Source organism: Flavobacterium sp. 3HN19-14, from assembly GCF_051373205.1.
Classification (GTDB): domain Bacteria; phylum Bacteroidota; class Bacteroidia; order Flavobacteriales; family Flavobacteriaceae; genus Flavobacterium.
In genome coordinates this window covers 3,748,766-3,767,442 of sequence record NZ_JBPPZT010000001.1, presented here as the reverse complement: position 1 = coordinate 3,767,442, position 18,677 = coordinate 3,748,766, and the positions used below count along the sequence as shown (strand labels likewise).

The window sequence follows — 18,677 nt, the reverse complement described above, 5'->3', positions numbered from 1 at the left end:
ATTTTTTATTTTGGAATTTTAGATCTTACGGATTTTGCTCGAAAGCCTGCGTTTCATTAACGCCTTCTGTAGCACGAACATTGATTACCTTATTATCCGGAACCGACTACAAATGCTACAAAGCTGATGTTTTCGCCATTCTCGACATTTTCAGGAACAGGAAGCGAAAAATGCTTGGTTACTGATTGGCCGAAACCGGTTCCTTCCGTAATCAAATCACCTAAAAGATTGGTGAAAGACGTACGCAAAACGTGATTGTGTTCAAAATTCGGAATCGGATTTACAGCATCGTAATAAGTGGTGTAATTGCGTTGTGTATAATGCAGATGATTTTCCAATACATAAACCACAAGCCTCAAATCTTCTGTATAATTGTCTACGAACTTGATATTCACATCAAGGTTCACGGTGTTACCTGACAAAGATGATGTCATCGCCAAACCCAATCCGCAATTATTACTGGTCAGATTGGTGACCTGGTTAAATGTGTTGGTTTCCGGATAAGTCCATGTAGTAACACGATTCAGTCTTACCTGTGGCAATTCCAAATCAAATTCAGGAGAAATCAGGTTTTTCAACGGCCAATTTGTTCGAAATCGTACGGATCATCGCCACTGTGAATCGCTACAGAAACCACACGGTCTGAAATCGCTTTTGCCTGGTCGATTCCGTAAGCAACACGCGTACAGTTGCCACACCAGGTTCCGGTGTAATCTTCAATCAGCACACGCTTCTGGAATTGGCCTGAAACCGCAGGTGCATCCGGAGTTTCGTCGATGATTACATCTTCGCGGATCACATTGGTTTCGCTGCACGAAACGGCAAATATCGAAACAAATAAAAGTGGGAGGAGAGGGAACTTTTTCATTGTAGCAAAAATTAAATTTTGGTTTACAAATTAAAACAAATTTAATTTTATATTGATGCATTTTATTTATTTATTTGCATACTAAACAAATACAAATGAAAAAACTACTATTACTGCTATTGCTCACCGCCTGTCACTTATCTGCGCAAAAACAACTGCCGGATCTGACCCTTAACAACACCGACGGCGTGAAGGTTTCGCTTAAAAATGATTTTAACGAAAAGGACAAAATTTACATCTTCTCGTTCTGGGCTACGTGGTGTGCGCCGTGTATTCAGGAACTCGATGAGATGAATGATTTACAAGCCGGTTGGAAGAAAGAACTTAATCTTGAAATTGTTGCCGTTTCCACAGATGATGCACGTACACAAAAACGAGTGCATCCTTTGGTAAGCGGAAAAGGCTGGGAATACAAAGTGCTGCTCGATTCTAACCAGGATTTAAAAAGAGCGCTTTCAATTGTCAATATTCCGTATACAGTTGTGGTAAAAAATGGTGTCATCGTGCACATCCAGAATGGGTATGTCCCGGGAAGCGAAGAGGAATTGTTCGCCAAATTAAAGACCTTGTAAGCATGAAGAAATTACTTTCAGGCTTGGTCATACTGGCTTCGGTGCAGCTTTATGCGCAGGAAGAACCAAAAGATAAAGGCAGTTTTTATGGCGGATTTGAATCGAATGCCCAATGGTACCTCAATGATAAGGATTTAGGAATTGAGCATCCGGAACGCGCCGGTTCGCGCCAACAGCTACCTCCTTCTGAATTACAAATACAAAAACTGGACAGCCGGAATTCAGGGTGAATCTTACGAAGAAAAAGCACTGCTGAACTACAACCCGAAATTCAATGAAACCAATGTTGCGACTTATTTTGTACAGTTCAAAAACAAAATGGTCGATGTGACGGCGGGTTATTTCTATGAGCAATTCGGCAGCGGATTGATTTTTCGCGGTTGGGAAGACCGTGCTTTGGGAATCAATAATGCTTTACGAGGCGGGCGCGTGATTTTTACGCCGACTGAATATTTGACTTTTAAAGGGATTTATGGCAGGCAACGCACCGGTTTTGATGTTTCAGACGGCGATGTTTACGGATTTGATGCTGAAATCGGCCTTTCCGATATCTTCAAAATGAAAACTTCCGGATTGTCATTAGGCGCAAGTTATGTAGGTCGTGATGAGGAAACCGATATCGTCGACCCGAATTTCAACAGTCTTACCAGTGTGTATGGCGGGAGATTGAATTTCACCCACAAATCCTATTATTTATCGGCTGAATATGATTACAAATCCGAAGATGCGGTAGTGGAAGTAAGCGGTCAGGTGCCGAATAATTTTATTGAACCCGGAAATGCGTTACTCATCAACACCGGTTATTCTAAAAAAGGATTCGGAATCGATGCGACATTCAGAAGGCTTGAAAATATGGGCTTCTATTCTGAAAGAAAGGCCAAAGGAAACGCATTCAACGACAGGATTATGAACTTTATTCCGAGCCTTACAAAGCAACACCATTACAATCTCGCGAATATTTATGTATACCAGGCACAGCCAAACGTAATCCTTGCTGATGAAACTTTGGTGAAAGCAGGAGAAATCGGTGGTCAGGTTGATTTGTTTTACGATTTCAAAAAAGGTACGCCAATTGGTGGAAAAGGCGGGATGAAAGTCGCCTTCAATTTCTCCAACTGGAATGCACTCGGCGGTGATTTTTACATCTCTGACAAAAAGCGTTTCGATGCAGATTTCTTCGGATTCGGGAAAAAATATTTTTCAGATTACAATGTCGAAATCACCAAAAAATGGAACAGCAAATGGCAGGGGATGTTCTCATACATCAACCAATACTACAACAAAAAGCTGATTGAAGAGACGGAAGGCCTTGTGAAAACCAACATCATTGCAGCCGAAGCTACCTATAAATTTGGTGCTGCGAAATCAGTAAGGCTTCTGGGAGAACATATGTGGGCTGATTCAGACAAGAAAAACTGGGCAGGCGGAACGTTTGAATTCAATGTGAATTCTAAATTGTCTTTCTATACTTCTGACATTTATAACTACGGAAATGACGACCCTGAAATGCGCAACCACTATTATAATTTCGGAGGCGCCTACAGAAAAAGCGCTACAAGAATTGCGGTGAATTACGGAAGACAGCGCGGCGGATTGGTTTGCGTGGGCGGTGTTTGCCGCTTTGTTCCCGAAAGTACCGGAATTTCATTATCGCTGAATACGACGTTTTAAAACATACTTCTATAAAACAAAAAAGACTGCCCGAAAGCAGTCTTTTTTTATGGAATCAAATTTGATTATTTCTTAATGATTTTTGAAGTGGCGGTTCTGCCTTCGTCATTTACGAAATTTGCAATGTAAACGCCTGCATTAAGGTTTGAAACGTTGATTGCGTGATCTCCTGAAGTTAACTTCGAAGTGTTTACCAACCTTCCGTTCATGTCGAAAAGCGTCATTTCAACATTTTTCGTAGCACGGATGTTCAATTCATTTGCGATTACATTTGACTGCAACTGGATGCCTGTATTCTCAAGCGAATTGCCTGCAACACCTAAATTTGAAGTGTAACGGTAAGTGTAAGTCACCGAATTTCCAACTTCAACATTAGAAGCGTTTACCATGTAATATTTAAAAGTATATTCCAACGGAAGAGCAGGATTTAATCCTGTGTTTGAATTTTCAAAGTGATCGAAATTTCCATTGTCACCTTGCGCATCAATGATCACTCCTGTATTCGGGTAAGAGTTTCCGACGGTCAGGTTAGCAACGCAAATCAGCCCAATGCAAAACTGTACGTTCGTTCCATTTCCGTTTGTGATGCTGATAACTTTACTTTTCACTGTGATTTCCTGATCAGAATCATTGAACATTTTGTATGAGAATATCGAACCCGGATAAGTTGCGTCGTTATAAGTGAATACATCACCATTGTTGATTGGCGTTCCATCAAGTCTTTCCATCCGCAATTGTGCAAATGTAAACACCGATGAAAGGCAAAAAATTGAAACTAAAATCTTTTTCATTGCGTATTATTTTAATATTACTTTTTCAGTAGTTGAAGTATTTTCACCGCTGATTTTCGCGATGTACATACCTTTTTGAAGTCCTGAAAGGTTTAATTGTGTCTGGCTTGTTACGTTTGAAGCAGAGAAAACTACTTTCCCTGTCACATCCATTACTGCAACATTTACTGGGCTGTCAGTGTTGATGTTAACGATTCCGGTTGAGGGATTTGGATACAATCCGAAAGATTTAACCTCAGGCGTTGCAACACCAAGATTTGTTGTTGTCAAAGCATTGCCTTTTGAAAGCAATGTTCCGAAATTACCAACAGGGATATCCAGCAAAGAAGTATTGTCTGCTGAGAAAATTTCCAATCCGTGTGGTGTATTTCCAAGATTCCACCCGTCACCATAAGTGTCCAGTAATTCTACACTAAAGCAATTGTCTGCTGTTAAAGTTACATTCTGTGTTTTTGTGGTATTTGCATCAATACCTCCTCCGTTAGCACCTCCAACATAAGTGGCCGCCGCTGGCAACGATAAAACCTGCACTGTTCTTAATTCTCCATTTGATTTCAGTCGGATAGTTATCAGTGTAAACTTTAACTACAATGTTTAAGTCAGTTGGTTTGGCAACATATAAATTCATTGCCGCAGTTGCGAATTCAGTTTCTGTATTTGGCTGTGCATTTACATTGGTAAGTTCAACCGTGTAAGTGCTTGCCGGATTAATTGTTACCGCGTCAAACGTTACGTTCTTCGTAGTAAACTGTGTTGCAGTTCCAACGTACTCTTTGGTGGCTACAACAGTACCATTTTCTTTAAGATTTAAAGTTGCAGAAGTAATAGCGTTACTGCCGTAATTTCTCATCTTTGTAACCGGGCTTCCTGTAGTGGTGCAAAATCCGGTTTCATTGTCAATCATTTTGGCAAAATTCTGAACACCACTCATTGCCGGAAGGCCGCAATTGTTATTGATTGAACTTCTTAAGGCCGAAGCTGTCAGCGAGCCTACTTCAGAAACAAGTCCGTTAGGGCAAATCCTGTAAACAGTCGGGAAATAAGAAATTTGGTAGGCGCTGGCAATGTCAGTTGAAGCATTGTCATCAATGATTGGATAATTAGAACCCGCTACCCAGTCACCCTGAGATGCAGCAGTCTGCCCCATTAAATCGGCATAACCGGTTGTTTGATCGCCTTCTACGAAAAGTACGACAACTTCGTCAGAGGCAGTCACGCCGTAAGCTTCGTTCAAATCGTCAAGTGCATGCGTGTTGTGGTAAGCCCAGCAAGGTTCAGCACCATGTGGCAGAAATGTCAAGGATTACAGTTTTTCCGGCTGCAAGATAATCAGACAGGTGGTGAACAGTACCGTTAATATCTGTCGCAGTAAAATCCGGGCAACGCTGCCGTCAGCGATTTGTGCATTTCCCTGGAATGCGAAAAATAAAAGGGACAAGGCCAGAGTAATTTTCTTCATAAGTTAAGTTATTAGTAGTTTATAGTTTCCGCAATATTAAGTTTTTTTTTTATCATATCCGAATGCATTTTCTTAAAATATTTTTTTATAACATATTTATTGTCAGGCTTTATAAAAATCTTTATCGGAATTTCCCAAAATATTTTTTGAATGCTTATTTTGGGCTGGAAATGGCTTTGAGGATTTCACGCGCTACGGCCTTATATGCCGCCGAATGATTGCTGAAACCACTTTCCAGAACAACAGCTAATTTCTGGTAAATCCAGTCAGATTCCTCTCCCAATTCAAATAAAGCCCTTGCCGCATAGGCTTTCGCTGCCACTTTATGATCGTCAATAAGCCAGTAAAAACAACTTTCAGTGACTTGCTGTTGCTGTTTTTCATTGAGAAAAATAGGATTTGATTTTACTTTCTTCGTATGTTCGACAGCTGAAAACTGGCAGATTTTTGCAATAGAGCGCATCGCACTTTCATTAGAAAATACTTTTAGCTGATTGCAAAATGCATCAAGATCAGGAAAAAGCCAGTCAATGTTTTCTTCAAGCACCAATTCCAGAATCCAGCAGGCCTTGTGGTGGTTTTTGTCATCTGTATCGAATGCGATTTCGAGTAAATGCGGAAATAATTGCGGATTTTCTAAAATGAGTTGGGCATTGGTTTCCCTGCTTAAACGATGCGCTGTACTTTTTGAAATATTTTCATACAATGCATTATTCATTCTCACACGGAAAATAAATCGTAAAGACTGCCCCTTCACCCGGTTTTCCAGAAGCTGTAATCGTCCCGTCGTGTGTCTGCATTATTTTCTTGCACAACGCGAGGCCAACCCCGGAACCCTTATATTCATTGTGGTGATGAAGTCTTGCGAAAATATTGAATATCGTTTCGGCATATTGCTGTGCAAACCCGATTCCGTTATCGGAAAAACTGATGCCATGGCACATCCTGTTGTCAAGGTGCTGGCTGCTTTCGGGCTCGTAGGCAGTAATATTAATGACTGGAGGTCTGTCGGCAGCTGAATATTTCAATGAATTCAGGATGATATTCGAAAACAATTGTTTGAGCAAAAACGGAACACCGTGTACTACCGGTAATTTTGTATCAGTATTAACCTGTGCATTCTTTTCCTTAAGCGTTTCCCTGATGTCTTCAATGACATCGGTTAAAATCACATTCAAATCGGTTTGCTCAAACGCATCGGCGGCATATTTGATTTTGGTAAATTTGAGAATGTCGATCAAAAGTGTCTGCATGCGGCTGGCCGATTTATTCATTCTGTCAAGCGCATCAAGAACGTTTTTCGGAACATTTTCGGTTTCTTTTTCAAGCAGCATCGACGAAATGAATTGTATCTTCCGAAGCGGTTCCTGCAAATCGTGTGTACTGATCCAGTTGATGTTTTCGAGTTCTGCATTGGTTTCGCGCAGCTTTTCGCTGAGTTTCCGCTGCTTTGCTTCTTCGGCACTGAGCAGCATCAGGCTGATTTGCTTTTGTAGCGCATGCGCATAATTGGCGGCAGCATTAAGTTCCGGATGGATCCACGGCTGGCTGCGATACCGCACAATCTGCTTCCATAAATTAAAAGAATTTCGCGGATGCAGGCCATTGCTGTCGCGGATAATCGCTTTTTCAGGATCGCCGGCCAAGTCACTTCTTTCTGTGTTTCCGGGCGGTACCAGATGATCGAATTGCCGTTTCCAAGCGAATGATATATAATTCCCGACGCGATTTCGCAAACCTTGCGCATGTCAGGAACAAAATTAATGAGTTTATCTGTATGGAAATTTCCGTCATTACTATAATCGAAAAGCCAGGCGGATAATGCAATGATATCTTTATCCGAAGGTGTAATGCCGTTTTTATAAACCTGTCCGCTGATCAGCATCGAAACGCCAGAAGCATTGCAAAGCCGCAGTAATTCTGGATTGATGCTGATTATCTTGTACGATTCTGCAACTGGCGGAAACTGGTAAGCGTTAAGTTTTTCAAGCGCTATATTGGTTCTTCTTGCAATTTCATATTCTTCATTCGACTGTCGTACATCGATTTGCGAAGTAATGAATTGTCCCTGTAATTGTGCCGCCATCCGTATCTCCGAACTCAAATTCTTAAGCGAATAATGGTGGCACGCAATCAGTCCCCATAACCTGCCCTGATGGATAAGTGAAATGGTCAAAGTCGCGCCAACGCCCATATTCTGTAAATATTCAACATGTATTGGCGATGTACTCCGCAACACCGAAAGGCTCAAATCGAGGTTTTTTTCCGAAGCGTCGTCAATCGTAAAAAGCGGTACTGGTATATAATTAATATCGACAATCAATCGCAGCAAATTCCGCAGGTACAATTCGCGTGCCTGCGGCGGAATATCGGTGTGCGGATAATGCAGTCCGAGAAAAGGCTCAAGGTCTTCGCGGCAGCTTTCGGCATATACTTCGCCATTATATTCTTTATCAAACCGGTACACCATCACACGGTCGTAACCTGTGATTTCACGTGTGCCTTTCGCCACCAGATCACAAAGGTTTTTGAGCGTATTGGTGCTGTTCATGTAAGAAACGAACTGCAAAGTCTGGTTGTAAACATCGGCCACTTTCTTACTGTCGGTTTCGTCCGGCTCGGCTTCGAAAATGATATGATTGCCGTTGTTGTGAAGCGAACATTGATATGTCTTTCCGAAAAGTTCAAGTTTCAGCGGAAGCGGTGTGTTCAGCTTCAAATCCTGGAGATATCCCTGTGTTTCCCGAAGATTGTCTTCCCCGAAAACTTCACTGAAATTCTTGCCAAGCAATTGCTCATGCGTCGCATCGATGAAAGAATCGGTATTCCCACTGCAGAAATCAATGTCGAGATTGTCTTTCAATCCCAACAAAAAACCATGCGGCTGGATGCTTCCCGGAATATGAATCGGTTCGCTTTCGCAATTGGTCAGGTTGACGATTTCGCGGTTGACAATATCTTTAATCTTCATCAGGCGTTTTGGGAAAAGTGGTTGTAAATGGCGTTGAAAGCAAATATAGCACCTTCGATGATTTCATCTGCGTTTTGGTTTTTTTCTTCGTATTGCGTCATGAAATTGATGAAATTTTTCCAATGGCTGCCGGTCGTATTGCCGTATCCGGAGAAATATTGCGCGCCGGTTTTTTCGTCATAATCCAAAACGGCATTGATGTTTTTGAGGATGAATCTTCCGCCAAGCGACGAACCTTCGACTACATACATGATGCCCAATGCAAACGGAATCGTGAAATTATTTTGTAAAGATGTAAGTTTATTTTCTGCGGAAATTCCAACCACCGACAAATCATTTTCAAGCCATTGTAATTTCCTGCGGCTGCCAATATCCGGAATTACATCGCCAAGCAATTCAAAAACATTACTTTCAGTGTCGCGAATGATGTCGTGCATCAGGTTCAGATACAAGCCATATTCGGATTTTGTAACGGTTGGTGAAGTAATCGCCATCGAAACAGGCAACGATTCGAGTTTTTTGTGCGCGTCGGCAGTTTCGGCGCGTAAATCTTCTAAAAAAGAAACGGTATTGTGGTCGTTCATAAATTAATGGCTGTACATGAAATCCTTGAATGAAGGCGTAAAAGTTTTCCAATTGAGGTTAAAGACAAATTGCAGCGATTTCTTGAATCCGTCGAATGAATTTGATTTCGGAAGGTAAAAATTCGCGCCAAGCTCCCAGCTTTTTCTTGACGCTTTCTTCGTCTTTTGCAGTAGAGAAAATTACGACCGGAACATCTTTGAGTTCTTGCTTTTGGCGCACTTCCTTCAAAACATCAAATCCGTTAACACCGGGCATGTTGAGGTCGAGAAATATAATGTGCGGCGATGGCGGCGGATTGTGAAGTGCATCAATCAGCTTTTCGCCATGGTCGTGCGTGACAACATTGATATTCGTACTGATATCATTGGTGACACCGGTAAAAAAATCGAGATCATCGGCATCGTCATCTACATAAAAAACAGTCAGATCGGTACTCATAATAGCTAAAAATTCTGGTTTATATTCTTGAAAGATACGATTAAATCCGAATTTGTATTTCCAAAATGCTGTTAAAATTGTCAGAATGCATACGCGAAAGCGACATTCATATAATAATTTACGGGCAATCCGGGATAGTAAAACCGGGGCGTCGCATTCCCAAAAGCCGTCGCGTTGACCAAAACCATCGATGCATAATGTTCGTCGAAAATATTGTTGATTCCGGCGGCGATGTTTGATGAAAATCGTTTCAGGAACTTAAATTTCCAGCCAAGTTTTGCATTCCAGATCCGGTAAGATTCGTTATAAACGGAATTTGAATCATTAATTGGCATTTTGTCTGTGAACATGAAGTCTGCCGAAAGATACGCGCCAAAATCAGTATTGAAAATTAAACCTGCATTGACTTTGTTTTTCGGAACGCCTGTTAGTTCATTGCCTGAATAATCAATGTCGTTATTGATAAATTCCTTAAAGGTATAATCGCCGATTGATGCCGACAAATACGGATTTATGGATAAAAAATGATTGATTGCTGCGTTATAATTTACCGAAAACTCAACGCCCTGATGCAAAGTTTTTCCTGCATTCACGCCAATATATTGATCGTCGCCGACGCGCTGTGCTACGAGCAAATCGTTGATTGCCATGCGGTAAAGCGCGATTTCTGTGTAAAGTTTTTTATTGAGAAAATAAAATTTTCCGCCGACTTCAATATTATAACCGTTTTCAGGTTTGATATCCGGATTGATGGTGCCGTCGGCATTCAATGTTTCTTCAATCGCAGGTGTAGAAAATCCGCGGCTTACCGAAGCGTAAATTGTCTGGGAATTTCCGGGCTTGTACAGCAATGAAAGTTGCGGCGACACAATAGCATCGTAGCTGTAACCCTGTTTGGTTTCTGCTGGCAAAGTGTTTTCTAAATCGAATTTTGTTTTGTTGATGTTGATTCCTGCCTGGATTTCAAATTGCCGTGAAAGCAGTGAACGGAATTGTGCGAAAACGTTATAAAATATACGGTTTTGATAAGCTTCAGCGATTTGATTGCCTTGCAAGCTACCCAAACCGTTATTGTCTTCGTACAAATTCTCGAAATTCCTGCCTTTGTAATTATCGCGAAAATATTCCATTCCAATAATAAATGAATTCTTTCTTTTCGAATCGAAATAACCTGAAAACTGCGTCCGCGCGCCATAAGCGGTAGTATTTTGCTTCAGGATATCGAACGGCCGCGGCTCATCGCTTTCTTTGTGGTTCACGAAAATCGATGTTGCATTTTTGATTTTCGAAATTTCAAATTCATACGCCAATCCGCTTAAATACGAATCATATTTTTCAAAACCTTTGGCAGACTTCCACGTGAAAGCCGCGCCGCGCGGATTATTGTCGAAAGTATTTTTGTCAATGGAACTTGCGATGAACGCTTTCATATAAGTATAATTCCCAAAATACGTCAGTTTGCTTTTTTCTTTGCGGAATAATGCTCCGGACAATGTCACGCCTTCGCGATTATACGCGGAATTTTCACGCCAACCGTCGGAACTGAGTTTGTGGTAACTGATATTTAAGGTATAAGATTTTTGATCGTGGCTGTAGCCGATAGAATTCTTCTGCAAATTATAAGAACCAAATGTGCTGCTGATTTTTGCTTTATCACCAAATAAACCCGAAGTTTTGGGTGTAATCAAAATCGCACCGCCTAAGCCTGCGCCGTACAAACTTGACAATGGCCCTTTGATGACTTCAACCTGTTCGATATTTTCAACGTCGATGTCTTCGATTGTCGTTTCGCTGTCGCCCGAAGTCAGCGGAATGTTGCCATAAAAAGCCCGGATTTTATTCGTTCCGTAAGGCGTTCGTGCGCCGATACCGCGAATCGAAATCCTGTTGGTGTTATAACTTCCTGATTGCATCAGAACACCAGAAATCCGATTGACCGCGGGTGTAATATCTGCATTGTCGTTGCGCTGTAAATCCTTTTCGGGAATAATTCCGATGGATGCCGGCGCGTTCAGCAAACTATCATTGATGTGAAAACTGCTGATGCGGACTTCATCCAGCCGATTTTCCCGAATCGAATCATTTTTGTTTTGTGCCGAGATGTTATCCGCGAAAGCGAAAAAAAATACGATCAGCAGAAAATGTCGATAAGCCATATTTTATTTGTTCGCAGTGACTTTCCAGATGATATTGGAGCCGTCGTCGTTTACCAGTAATGAGCCGTCATTCATCACAGTTACCGCCACCGGCCGCCCGTAAACTTGCGCTTTGTCTGCATTGGCTACGAATCCGGTTAAGAAATCCTGCGGTTTTCCTGAAGGTTTTCCGTTGGTGAAAGGCACGAACATTACTTTATAACCTGAAATTATCGAGCGGTTCCACGAGCCATGCTGTCCTACGAAAATACCGTTTTTATATTTTTCCGGAAATGCATTTTTGTCGTAAAACGCCAATCCGAGTGAAGCGGTGTGCGCGCCCATCGGTACATCGGGAACAATGGCTTTTGCAGCCAGATCTTTACCGGCGCCTTTCATTCTCGGATCTAAATTATTGCCGTAGTAGGAGTAAGGCCAGCCGTAAAATCCGCCGTCTTTGACACTTGTAATATAATCAGGAACGAGGTCGTCACCCAAATCGTCGCGTTCATTCACAGCCGTCCATAATTCGCCATTTACGGGATTCCAGTCGACACCAACGGGATTTCTCAAGCCGCTTGCAAATACTCTTTCACCTGTTCCGTCTGGATTGATTTCGAGGATATCGGCACGGCGGACTTCATTTTCCATTCCGTGTTCAGCGACATTGCTTCCCGATCCCACCGTTACGTAAATTTTAGAACCATCGGCATTTGAAATCAAATTGCGCGTCCAGTGATTGTTGTAACCTCCGGCAGGCAAATCGAGGATTTTTTGCGGCTTGGCGTCCATCTTCAATTGGCCGTCTTTGTAAGGATAACGGAAAACGCCGTTGGTATTAGCAACGTAAAAATAACCTTTGAGCACCAGCATCCCGAAAGGTTTGTTAAGGTCTTTAAGGAAAACGCCGCGGGTTTCAAATGTACCGTCTTTGTCTTTGTCGCGCAGAATTGAAATTTGTTCGCTGCCGAATTCAGATACGAAAATATCGTTGTTCGGTGCGATGTAGCTGCCAGCGCGGCACATCAAATCCTTCTGCGAATTTTGTGACGGTAAATCCTGCAGGCGCTGTTGGTGTTTTTCCTTCAGGCCAATCGACCATGCTGCTTCGTTTTGTTGCAGAATTTGTGGCATACGGAGGCGGTAATACCAAATCGCCGACAGCGGTTTTTACGGTGATATTGGGTTGTTTCGCAAGTGCTTCTTTTTGTTCTTTTTTGACTTGCCCCTGGCACGAAGTCAGGATTATAGCTGATAGCAAAGTGAATGTCAGTGTAGTTGTTTTCATGTAAAGTAATTAAGAAATGAAGGTTGAATTTACTAAATTTAACAGCGTCCGGATGAAAACCAATTGCAATATTAAGGCAGATTTAACAATTAGAATATAGTTACTTAAACTTCAGCATAAAGCGACAGATTTCAGTATATTTGCAACTTATTTTTAAAACCAAAAAATGTGATACAGCTACACGATAAACATTTTGTGCCGTTCATCTCTTCAGACGAAATTGATTTCGCGCTAAAAAATATGGCGAAGCAGATGGATGATGATTTTTTTGAAGAAGTGCCGGTTTTTATTGGCGTTTTAAACGGTTCGTTTATGGTGATGGCCGATTTGATGAAGCACTATCGCGGCATGTGCGAAGTGAATTTTATCAAAATGGCTTCGTATGAAGGCACACAATCCACCAATACTGTTAATGAACTAATCGGACTAAACACCGACCTTTCCGGGAAAACGGTAGTTGTGGTTGAAGATATTGTCGATACCGGAAATACTGTTGTAGCTTTAAAAGAACTTTTCAAAAAGCAAAACGTAAAACATTTTAAAATAGCGACATTGTTCTTCAAGCCGGATGCTTACAAGAAAGATATCAAACTCGATTACGTTGGTATCCGTATTCCCGATAAATTCATCGTGGGCTATGGTCTTGACTACGACGGACTCGGCCGCAACCTCACAGACGTTTATCAACTCAGCGAATAATTTAAAATTCACAATTCATAATTTCAAAAATGGTTAACATCGTTTTATTCGGAAAGCCGGGAGCGGGAAAAGGAACGCAGGCAGAATTCTTAAAAGAGCAATACAATCTTACGCATTTATCAACCGGAGATATCTTCAGGTTCAATATAAAAAACGGCACGGAACTGGGCTTATGGGCCAAAACTTTCATCGATAAAGGCGATTTGGTTCCCGATGAAGTGACGATTAAAATGCTCGAAGATGCTGTTGAAAATGCTGGAAATACTGCCGGTTTTTTATTCGACGGATTTCCGAGAACCATTGCGCAGGCAGAAGCTTTAGATGCATTTTTACAATCAAAAGGATGGAGCGTAACCGCAACCATCGCGCTTGAAGCCGACGACGAAATCCTTGTGCAAAGACTGCTCGAAAGAGGAAAAACTTCAGGAAGACCTGACGATCAGGATGAAGAAAAAATCCGCAACCGTTACCAGGAATACAATGAAAAAACGGCACCGCTGATGAGTTTTTACGAGCAACAGAATAAATTTTATCCTGTGGATGGCATCGGCTCGATTGCCGAAATTACAAAAAGGCTTAGCGCGGTAATCGATAATTTCGTAAATTAGGCATAACCGGAACGACCGGATTTGGTAACCAAATCAACACAACTTGGAAATTTTAATCATATTATTTTTAATCATACTCAACGGAGTTTTCTCGATGTCTGAAATCGCATTGATTTCTGCCAGAAAGAACCGCCTTGAAAACGCCGCCAAAAAAGGCAATGCAAGCGCAAAGGCCGCCTTGGAACTGGCAAATTCTCCCAACAAATTTTTATCGACCGTTCAAATCGGGATTACGTTAATCGGAATTTTAACCGGTATTTTCAGTGGCGATAAGATTACGACCGACATGAAGCTGTATTTTGAGAGCTTCGCAGCGTTGAAGCCCTATGCCGACAGTCTTTCTGTGGGAGTTGTGGTGGTTATCCTGACATTTTTCTCTTTGGTTTTAGGCGAATTATTGCCAAAGCGAATTGGGTTAAACCATTCCGGAAGCCATTGCAAAAGCGGTCGCCATTCCAATGAAATATGTGTCAATCATCACCGCGCCATTCATTTGGTTACTGACGATTTCAACAGAAGCGCTGCTGAAAGTCCTGATGATAAAACCATCTGCCGAAGGAAAAGTCACCGAAGAAGAAATCAAGGCCATCATCAAAGAAGGCACCGAAGGCGGCGAAGTGCAGGAAATCGAACAGGATATCGTAGAACGCGTTTTTCATATTGGTGACAGGAAAGTTAATTCGTTGATGACCCACCGGAAATCTGTGGTTTTCCTTCCTCAAAATGCAGATAAAGCGCAGGTTCGCGAAATGATGCTAAAAGAATTGCATTCGATTTATCCGGTTTACGGCGACAATTACGACGACATTGTTGGCGTGGTCAACCTCAAAAATATATTTGCGCATTTTGACGAAGAAACTTTCAATTTAAGTTCGATTACGACCGACGCTCCGTTTATTATGGAGCAGACAACGGCGTATAAGGCACTCGAAAATTTCAAGAGAAGCGGCGTGCATTATGCGTTTGTATCTGATGAATATGGTGTTTTTCAAGGGATTATCACGCTTAACGACATCCTTGAAGCCTTGGTTGGCGATGCCTCGGATTTTTATAAGGAAGATTTCAAGCTGATCGAGCGTGAAGACGGCACATGGCTCGTCGACGGGCATTATTCGCTGCATGATTTCCTTACCTATTTCGAATTAGACGACCTCACAAGCGATTATGAAGTGACAACAGTTAGCGGATTAATCATGACAGAGCTGACTTATATCCCAAAAGAAGGCGAAAAATTATTCTGGAACCAATTTGAGCTTGAAGTCCTTGATATGGATGGTGTGAAGATTGATAAAGTACTGGTGAAATCCAGAAGAGAAAAATAAATTGGTACAAGGTTTAAGGTGTAGGGTACAGGGTCAACGCGACTCCATCCCTGAATCCTGAACCCAGTACCCTGAACCCAAGAAAATGACAGAAGGAAATTTTGTAGATTACGTAAAAATATACGTCTCATCGGGTAAAGGCGGAAAAGGCTCAACGCACTTGCACCGCGAGAAATTTATCGAAAAGGGCGGTCCTGACGGTGGTGACGGCGGTCGTGGCGGACACGTTTTCCTTGTTGGGAATAAATCGTTGTGGACATTATTTCACCTGAAATTTGCGCGACACATCAAAGCCGGGCATGGCGGCGATGGTGGCGGCGACAGAAGTACCGGTGCCGACGGAGAGGATAAATTTATCGAAGTGCCACTCGGAACAGTTGTCCGTGACAAGGATTCCAATGAAATTTTATTTGAAATTACCGAAGACGGCGAAAGAAAATCATCGCTCAAGGCGGAAAAGGAGGACTCGGCAACTGGCATTTCCGAAGCTCGACCAACCAGACGCCGCGTTATGCCCAACCGGGATTGCCGTCGGTTGAAGCTGATATCGTGCTTGAATTAAAAGTGCTTGCCGATGTTGGATTAGTTGGATTTCCGAATGCCGGAAAATCGACATTGCTTTCTGTACTCACATCTGCAAAACCAAAAATTGCGGATTATCCGTTTACGACTTTAAAGCCGAATTTAGGCATTGTGGCTTACCGCGATTATCAATCTTTCGTTATTGCCGATATTCCGGGAATTATTGAAGGCGCTGCGGAAGGAAAAGGTCTCGGGCATTATTTTCTTCGCCATATTGAGAGAAATTCGACATTATTATTCCTGGTCCGGTTGATACGTCTGACATCAAAGGTGAATATGATATTCTCGTGAACGAATTGACGAAATACAATCCTGAAATGCTCGACAAAGAGCGGCTTTTGGTGATTTCCAAATGCGATATGCTAGACGATGAACTGAAAGCAGAACTGAAAACAGAACTCGATGCAGCGTTTAAGGATATTCCGTATATGTTTATTTCATCTGTTGCACAGCAAGGACTGACAGAATTGAAAGATAAACTTTGGAAGATGCTGAACGACTAATGCCATATCAATAAATTAAATGCCTCCAATAAGTGCATAACTTTTTGGAGGCAATCTAAAATGGTGGTTTTTATTTAACCTCCGGTCGCGATATCAATCAATTGCGCCCTTAACTTTTTCGCCGCTCCCGAAATCTGCGAACAGGGAGCTGTCACCGAACCGGTTACCGTAGTCGAAACCAAGCCAATTGAAACGGTAATGGATATCTCAACTGTAACCGTGCATTCATCGGTAGAACCCACTGGTCTTGCCGCGGCATCGTCAAACAACTTGTCGGTGTTGTTTCGCAAGTCCTCTACAGTGTTGAACTTGTAGTTCGCAACCTCCGACCCTTTTTTGATCTTAACGGACGCAGACTCTTTCTTTGTTCCGCTTCCATTTGTTTGTGCCTGGCTTGCCGTACCAATAAAGATGATAGCGAACAAGCTTAATAATAAATGTTTCATAATAAAAAAATTAAATGGTTTATATGATTCAAAATTAGGCAGGTACATATAAAGTCGATTACGGGTTTGCCGTAAAAATTCTTAAAGTTTTGGTTTTCACATGAAAAAAGTTTACCTGAATAATGTCAGTCATGCAGAAGCGTATATTGCCGGCACATTCGATAGCTATCCTGAAATTTGATCTGCCGAAAAAGCCAGGCAGCTCTGGTAATTCAATAAAAATTATATGTAACCTATTAAAAATATACTAAACCTTTATATAAAAATTATATACTTTATAAATTATCAATTTAAATAAACTATAAAGTTTTATATATTAATTATTAAAAATTTTTATTTTTGAACAAGCAGTTAAAAATTACCTCTGAATTTTTTATATGTATTTATATAAAAGTATAAATTAATAATAAGGTATTATAATGAAAAAGCTAAAGAAAACAGAACGCCGTTATCCTGGAACCGACAGCTTCATGTGCGAATCTGCGAGGATTTTGCACGGGATTTTAGGGGATGACCTATTAAAATTTACTGCATTCGACAGCACTATCGATGCTGGTTTTCGTAACGATTTCCTTAAAGCAATCGAAGCAGCCGATAGCGTTACAGATGACAATACAGTTGTAGCCATACATCGTGAAAAAGTAGAGCGGGTCAATGCGTTAATGGAGCGTTCGGGCAGGAAGTATGCCGACGTCATGTATTTCGCGCGCAAGGCCTTTTCAAGCCGGGCCATGCTCAAACGATTTGGTGCGGGCGATTATCCAAAGGCAAAATACAACCGGATCAGGATGCTTTCGCTTCTCGAAAATCTTGAAACCGCCTGCGGCGAAAACCGCGCAGCGCTTAACGCAGTTGGTTTTACAGACAACGCTATTTCAGAAATCGCAACCCTTAAAGTACTATTGAATGAAGCGCTGACCGAAAAAAATACAGAGAAAAAAGGCCGCGTCGGGCAACTTCAGCGCGTGTGGCTTTGCTCAACCAATGTTATGATTTTATGAAACTGATCAACTATGCGGGTCAGATTTTATTTGCCGGAGACAGCGCCAAGTGTGACCAATACGTATATTTTTCCAAAGAAATGCGCGAGGCAAGAAAGAGAAAGCCCAGCGTTACGGAACTGGATACCGTGACCAAAAGCTGATTGATGGCCACCATCACTTGATACCGGCCATGGTTCGAAAGTCACCGTTTGAGTCTTTCGATCCAATCTGTAAAGGCTATCCAGAATGCATCAATGTGATTTTGCGTTTCAGGGTCGCTTACATTCCCGTCTTCACCCAAAAAACAGGAAGCTTTGCTGAGATAGAATTCAGGTTCCTGTAGTGTAAGCAAATTGACATACATCATTACCTGTCTTAAATGATTTACAGCGCCAAATGCACCAAGCGAATAAGGCGAACAGCCTATGGCAGCGGCTGGTTTATTGTTCCAGTGGTTCTGCCCTTCAGGACGCGAGCCCCAATCGATGGCGTTCTTGAGCACGGGCGAATAGGAGCGGTTATACTCGGGCGTTGCGAAAAGCACGGCTTCCGATTCGCGTATCTTTTCATGAAAAGCTTTTACGGATTCAGGTAAGTCTTTTTCAAGATCTTCGTTAATAAAAGGCAGGTTCCCGATTTCGATTAATTCTAAGGCCACATCTTCGGGAGCGCTTTTTTGGAAAGCTTTGACGAGTTTTGTTGTATAGGAATCCCTGCGCAAACTACCAGAAAGGGCTATAATTCTTGTTTTCATGA

At 41.9% G+C, this 18,677-nt stretch carries 20 protein-coding genes and 4 pseudogenes; 9 read left to right on the top strand and 15 right to left on the bottom strand.

The window, feature by feature from the left end:
• Nucleotides 1–92: 92 nt before the first annotated feature.
• Both ACSLFW_RS20455 and ACSLFW_RS20450 read right to left on the bottom strand, forming a co-directional pair.
• Entirely contained in the window at nucleotides 93–578 is a 486-nt protein-coding gene (locus ACSLFW_RS20455) for an Omp28-related outer membrane protein (RefSeq protein ID WP_436557286.1), read from the bottom strand.
• Nucleotides 575–868, bottom strand: a complete 294-nt coding sequence (locus ACSLFW_RS20450; protein ID WP_436557285.1) for a hypothetical protein — start codon at nucleotides 866–868, stop codon at nucleotides 575–577. Before ACSLFW_RS20450 ends, ACSLFW_RS20455 begins: the two co-directional genes overlap by 4 nt.
• Before the next feature lie 95 nt (nucleotides 869–963).
• Here ACSLFW_RS20450 and ACSLFW_RS20445 point away from each other — a divergent pair, with 95 nt between their 5' ends.
• The 3 genes from ACSLFW_RS20445 to ACSLFW_RS20435 are packed head-to-tail and all read left to right on the top strand — an operon-like array spanning nucleotide 964 to nucleotide 3,111.
• Nucleotides 964–1,440 (top strand): peroxiredoxin family protein, encoded by a 477-nt coding sequence (locus ACSLFW_RS20445; protein WP_436557284.1) that lies wholly within the window; start codon nucleotides 964–966, stop codon nucleotides 1,438–1,440.
• A gap of 2 nt (nucleotides 1,441–1,442) precedes the next feature.
• On the top strand, nucleotides 1,443–1,670 hold the full coding sequence (locus ACSLFW_RS20440) for a DUF6029 family protein (RefSeq protein ID WP_436557283.1): 228 nt from the start codon (nucleotides 1,443–1,445) through the stop codon (nucleotides 1,668–1,670).
• Complete coding sequence (locus ACSLFW_RS20435) at nucleotides 1,582–3,111, top strand: DUF6029 family protein (RefSeq protein WP_436557282.1); 1,530 nt, start codon at nucleotides 1,582–1,584, stop codon at nucleotides 3,109–3,111. Before ACSLFW_RS20440 ends, ACSLFW_RS20435 begins: the two co-directional genes overlap by 89 nt.
• Nucleotides 3,112–3,176: 65 nt before the next feature.
• Here ACSLFW_RS20435 and ACSLFW_RS20430 read toward each other — a convergent pair whose 3' ends face one another.
• The 11 genes and pseudogenes from ACSLFW_RS20430 to ACSLFW_RS20380 all read right to left on the bottom strand — a co-directional run bounded on the left by ACSLFW_RS20430 (nucleotide 3,177) and on the right by ACSLFW_RS20380 (nucleotide 12,778).
• Nucleotides 3,177–3,902, bottom strand: a complete 726-nt coding sequence (locus ACSLFW_RS20430) for a T9SS type A sorting domain-containing protein (protein WP_436557281.1) — start codon at nucleotides 3,900–3,902, stop codon at nucleotides 3,177–3,179.
• 6 nt (nucleotides 3,903–3,908) lie between these two features.
• A complete protein-coding gene (locus ACSLFW_RS20425) occupies nucleotides 3,909–4,433 on the bottom strand; it encodes a T9SS type A sorting domain-containing protein (RefSeq protein WP_436557280.1) in 525 nt (174 codons plus the stop codon).
• The gene (locus ACSLFW_RS20420) at nucleotides 4,384–5,202 is read right to left on the bottom strand and encodes a hypothetical protein (RefSeq protein ID WP_436557279.1); all 819 of its coding nucleotides are present in this window, start codon (nucleotides 5,200–5,202) and stop codon (nucleotides 4,384–4,386) included. Before ACSLFW_RS20420 ends, ACSLFW_RS20425 begins: the two co-directional genes overlap by 50 nt.
• Nucleotides 5,203–5,205: 3 nt before the next feature.
• Nucleotides 5,206–5,361, bottom strand: coding sequence for a hypothetical protein (locus ACSLFW_RS20415; protein ID WP_436557278.1), 156 nt, complete (start codon nucleotides 5,359–5,361; stop codon nucleotides 5,206–5,208).
• A gap of 154 nt (nucleotides 5,362–5,515) precedes the next feature.
• On the bottom strand, nucleotides 5,516–6,079 hold the full coding sequence (locus ACSLFW_RS20410; RefSeq protein WP_436557277.1) for a hypothetical protein: 564 nt from the start codon (nucleotides 6,077–6,079) through the stop codon (nucleotides 5,516–5,518).
• Complete coding sequence (locus ACSLFW_RS20405) at nucleotides 6,072–6,836, bottom strand: sensor histidine kinase (protein WP_436557502.1); 765 nt, start codon at nucleotides 6,834–6,836, stop codon at nucleotides 6,072–6,074. The genes ACSLFW_RS20410 and ACSLFW_RS20405 overlap by 8 nt, the downstream gene beginning before the upstream one ends.
• Nucleotides 6,837–6,908: 72 nt before the next feature.
• Nucleotides 6,909–8,332: pseudogene (locus ACSLFW_RS20400) on the bottom strand (GAF domain-containing protein); the annotation flags it as partial.
• Nucleotides 8,332–8,916 (bottom strand): biliverdin-producing heme oxygenase, encoded by a 585-nt coding sequence (locus ACSLFW_RS20395; RefSeq protein ID WP_436557276.1) that lies wholly within the window; start codon nucleotides 8,914–8,916, stop codon nucleotides 8,332–8,334. The gene ACSLFW_RS20395 and the pseudogene ACSLFW_RS20400, both read right to left, overlap by 1 nt.
• A gap of 58 nt (nucleotides 8,917–8,974) precedes the next feature.
• The gene (locus tag ACSLFW_RS20390) at nucleotides 8,975–9,355 is read right to left on the bottom strand and encodes a response regulator (protein ID WP_436557275.1); all 381 of its coding nucleotides are present in this window, start codon (nucleotides 9,353–9,355) and stop codon (nucleotides 8,975–8,977) included.
• Nucleotides 9,356–9,435: 80 nt separating this feature from the next.
• Nucleotides 9,436–11,511: a TonB-dependent receptor gene (locus ACSLFW_RS20385; protein ID WP_436557274.1), complete on the bottom strand. Its 2,076-nt coding sequence runs from the start codon at nucleotides 11,509–11,511 to the stop codon at nucleotides 9,436–9,438.
• Between the two features lie 3 nt (nucleotides 11,512–11,514).
• Nucleotides 11,515–12,778, bottom strand: a pseudogene (locus ACSLFW_RS20380) (PQQ-dependent sugar dehydrogenase).
• A gap of 168 nt (nucleotides 12,779–12,946) precedes the next feature.
• Here ACSLFW_RS20380 and hpt point away from each other — a divergent pair.
• From hpt to obgE, 4 genes and pseudogenes are all read left to right on the top strand, one after another.
• A complete protein-coding gene (hpt, locus tag ACSLFW_RS20375) occupies nucleotides 12,947–13,477 on the top strand; it encodes a hypoxanthine phosphoribosyltransferase (RefSeq protein ID WP_436557273.1) in 531 nt (176 codons plus the stop codon).
• A 29-nt stretch (nucleotides 13,478–13,506) separates the two neighbouring features.
• Nucleotides 13,507–14,085 (top strand): adenylate kinase, encoded by a 579-nt coding sequence (locus tag ACSLFW_RS20370; RefSeq protein ID WP_436557272.1) that lies wholly within the window; start codon nucleotides 13,507–13,509, stop codon nucleotides 14,083–14,085.
• Between the two features lie 94 nt (nucleotides 14,086–14,179).
• Nucleotides 14,180–15,407 (top strand): annotated as a pseudogene (locus tag ACSLFW_RS20365) (hemolysin family protein).
• An 85-nt stretch (nucleotides 15,408–15,492) separates the two neighbouring features.
• Nucleotides 15,493–16,492: pseudogene (obgE, locus tag ACSLFW_RS20360) on the top strand (GTPase ObgE).
• Between the two features lie 74 nt (nucleotides 16,493–16,566).
• Here obgE and ACSLFW_RS20355 read toward each other — a convergent pair.
• On the bottom strand, nucleotides 16,567–16,938 hold the full coding sequence (locus ACSLFW_RS20355; RefSeq protein ID WP_436557271.1) for a hypothetical protein: 372 nt from the start codon (nucleotides 16,936–16,938) through the stop codon (nucleotides 16,567–16,569).
• Between the two features lie 419 nt (nucleotides 16,939–17,357).
• On the opposite strand from ACSLFW_RS20355, the gene ACSLFW_RS20350 reads away from it, so the two are divergent.
• Both ACSLFW_RS20350 and ACSLFW_RS20345 read left to right on the top strand, forming a co-directional pair.
• Entirely contained in the window at nucleotides 17,358–17,939 is a 582-nt protein-coding gene (locus ACSLFW_RS20350) for a hypothetical protein (RefSeq protein WP_436557270.1), read from the top strand.
• Nucleotides 17,936–18,082 carry a hypothetical protein gene (locus ACSLFW_RS20345; RefSeq protein WP_436557269.1) on the top strand — a complete coding sequence of 49 codons (147 nt, stop codon included), beginning with the start codon at nucleotides 17,936–17,938 and terminating at the stop codon, nucleotides 18,080–18,082. Before ACSLFW_RS20350 ends, ACSLFW_RS20345 begins: the two co-directional genes overlap by 4 nt.
• A gap of 41 nt (nucleotides 18,083–18,123) precedes the next feature.
• Here the strand turns inward: ACSLFW_RS20345 and ACSLFW_RS20340 are convergent, their stop codons facing one another.
• Nucleotides 18,124–18,675: an NADPH-dependent FMN reductase gene (locus ACSLFW_RS20340; protein WP_436557268.1), complete on the bottom strand. Its 552-nt coding sequence runs from the start codon at nucleotides 18,673–18,675 to the stop codon at nucleotides 18,124–18,126.
• Nucleotides 18,676–18,677: the final 2 nt, after the last annotated feature.

Coding starts and splice junctions, on each gene's coding strand:
- ACSLFW_RS20450 (WP_436557285.1), bottom strand. CDS start 868: ATGAAAAAGTTCCCTCTCCTCCCACTTTTATTTGTTTCGATATTTGCC.
- ACSLFW_RS20445 (WP_436557284.1), top strand. CDS start 964: ATGAAAAAACTACTATTACTGCTATTGCTCACCGCCTGTCACTTATCT.
- ACSLFW_RS20440 (WP_436557283.1), top strand. CDS start 1,443: ATGAAGAAATTACTTTCAGGCTTGGTCATACTGGCTTCGGTGCAGCTT.
- ACSLFW_RS20430 (WP_436557281.1), bottom strand. CDS start 3,902: ATGAAAAAGATTTTAGTTTCAATTTTTTGCCTTTCATCGGTGTTTACA.
- ACSLFW_RS20415 (WP_436557278.1), bottom strand. CDS start 5,361: ATGAAGAAAATTACTCTGGCCTTGTCCCTTTTATTTTTCGCATTCCAG.
- ACSLFW_RS20410 (WP_436557277.1), bottom strand. CDS start 6,079: ATGAATAATGCATTGTATGAAAATATTTCAAAAAGTACAGCGCATCGT.
- ACSLFW_RS20405 (WP_436557502.1), bottom strand. CDS start 6,836: ATGCTGCTCAGTGCCGAAGAAGCAAAGCAGCGGAAACTCAGCGAAAAG.
- ACSLFW_RS20395 (WP_436557276.1), bottom strand. CDS start 8,916: ATGAACGACCACAATACCGTTTCTTTTTTAGAAGATTTACGCGCCGAA.
- ACSLFW_RS20390 (WP_436557275.1), bottom strand. CDS start 9,355: ATGAGTACCGATCTGACTGTTTTTTATGTAGATGACGATGCCGATGAT.
- ACSLFW_RS20385 (WP_436557274.1), bottom strand. CDS start 11,511: ATGGCTTATCGACATTTTCTGCTGATCGTATTTTTTTTCGCTTTCGCG.
- ACSLFW_RS20370 (WP_436557272.1), top strand. CDS start 13,507: ATGGTTAACATCGTTTTATTCGGAAAGCCGGGAGCGGGAAAAGGAACG.
- ACSLFW_RS20355 (WP_436557271.1), bottom strand. CDS start 16,938: ATGAAACATTTATTATTAAGCTTGTTCGCTATCATCTTTATTGGTACG.
- ACSLFW_RS20350 (WP_436557270.1), top strand. CDS start 17,358: ATGAAAAAGCTAAAGAAAACAGAACGCCGTTATCCTGGAACCGACAGC.
- ACSLFW_RS20345 (WP_436557269.1), top strand. CDS start 17,936: ATGAAACTGATCAACTATGCGGGTCAGATTTTATTTGCCGGAGACAGC.
- ACSLFW_RS20340 (WP_436557268.1), bottom strand. CDS start 18,675: ATGAAAACAAGAATTATAGCCCTTTCTGGTAGTTTGCGCAGGGATTCC.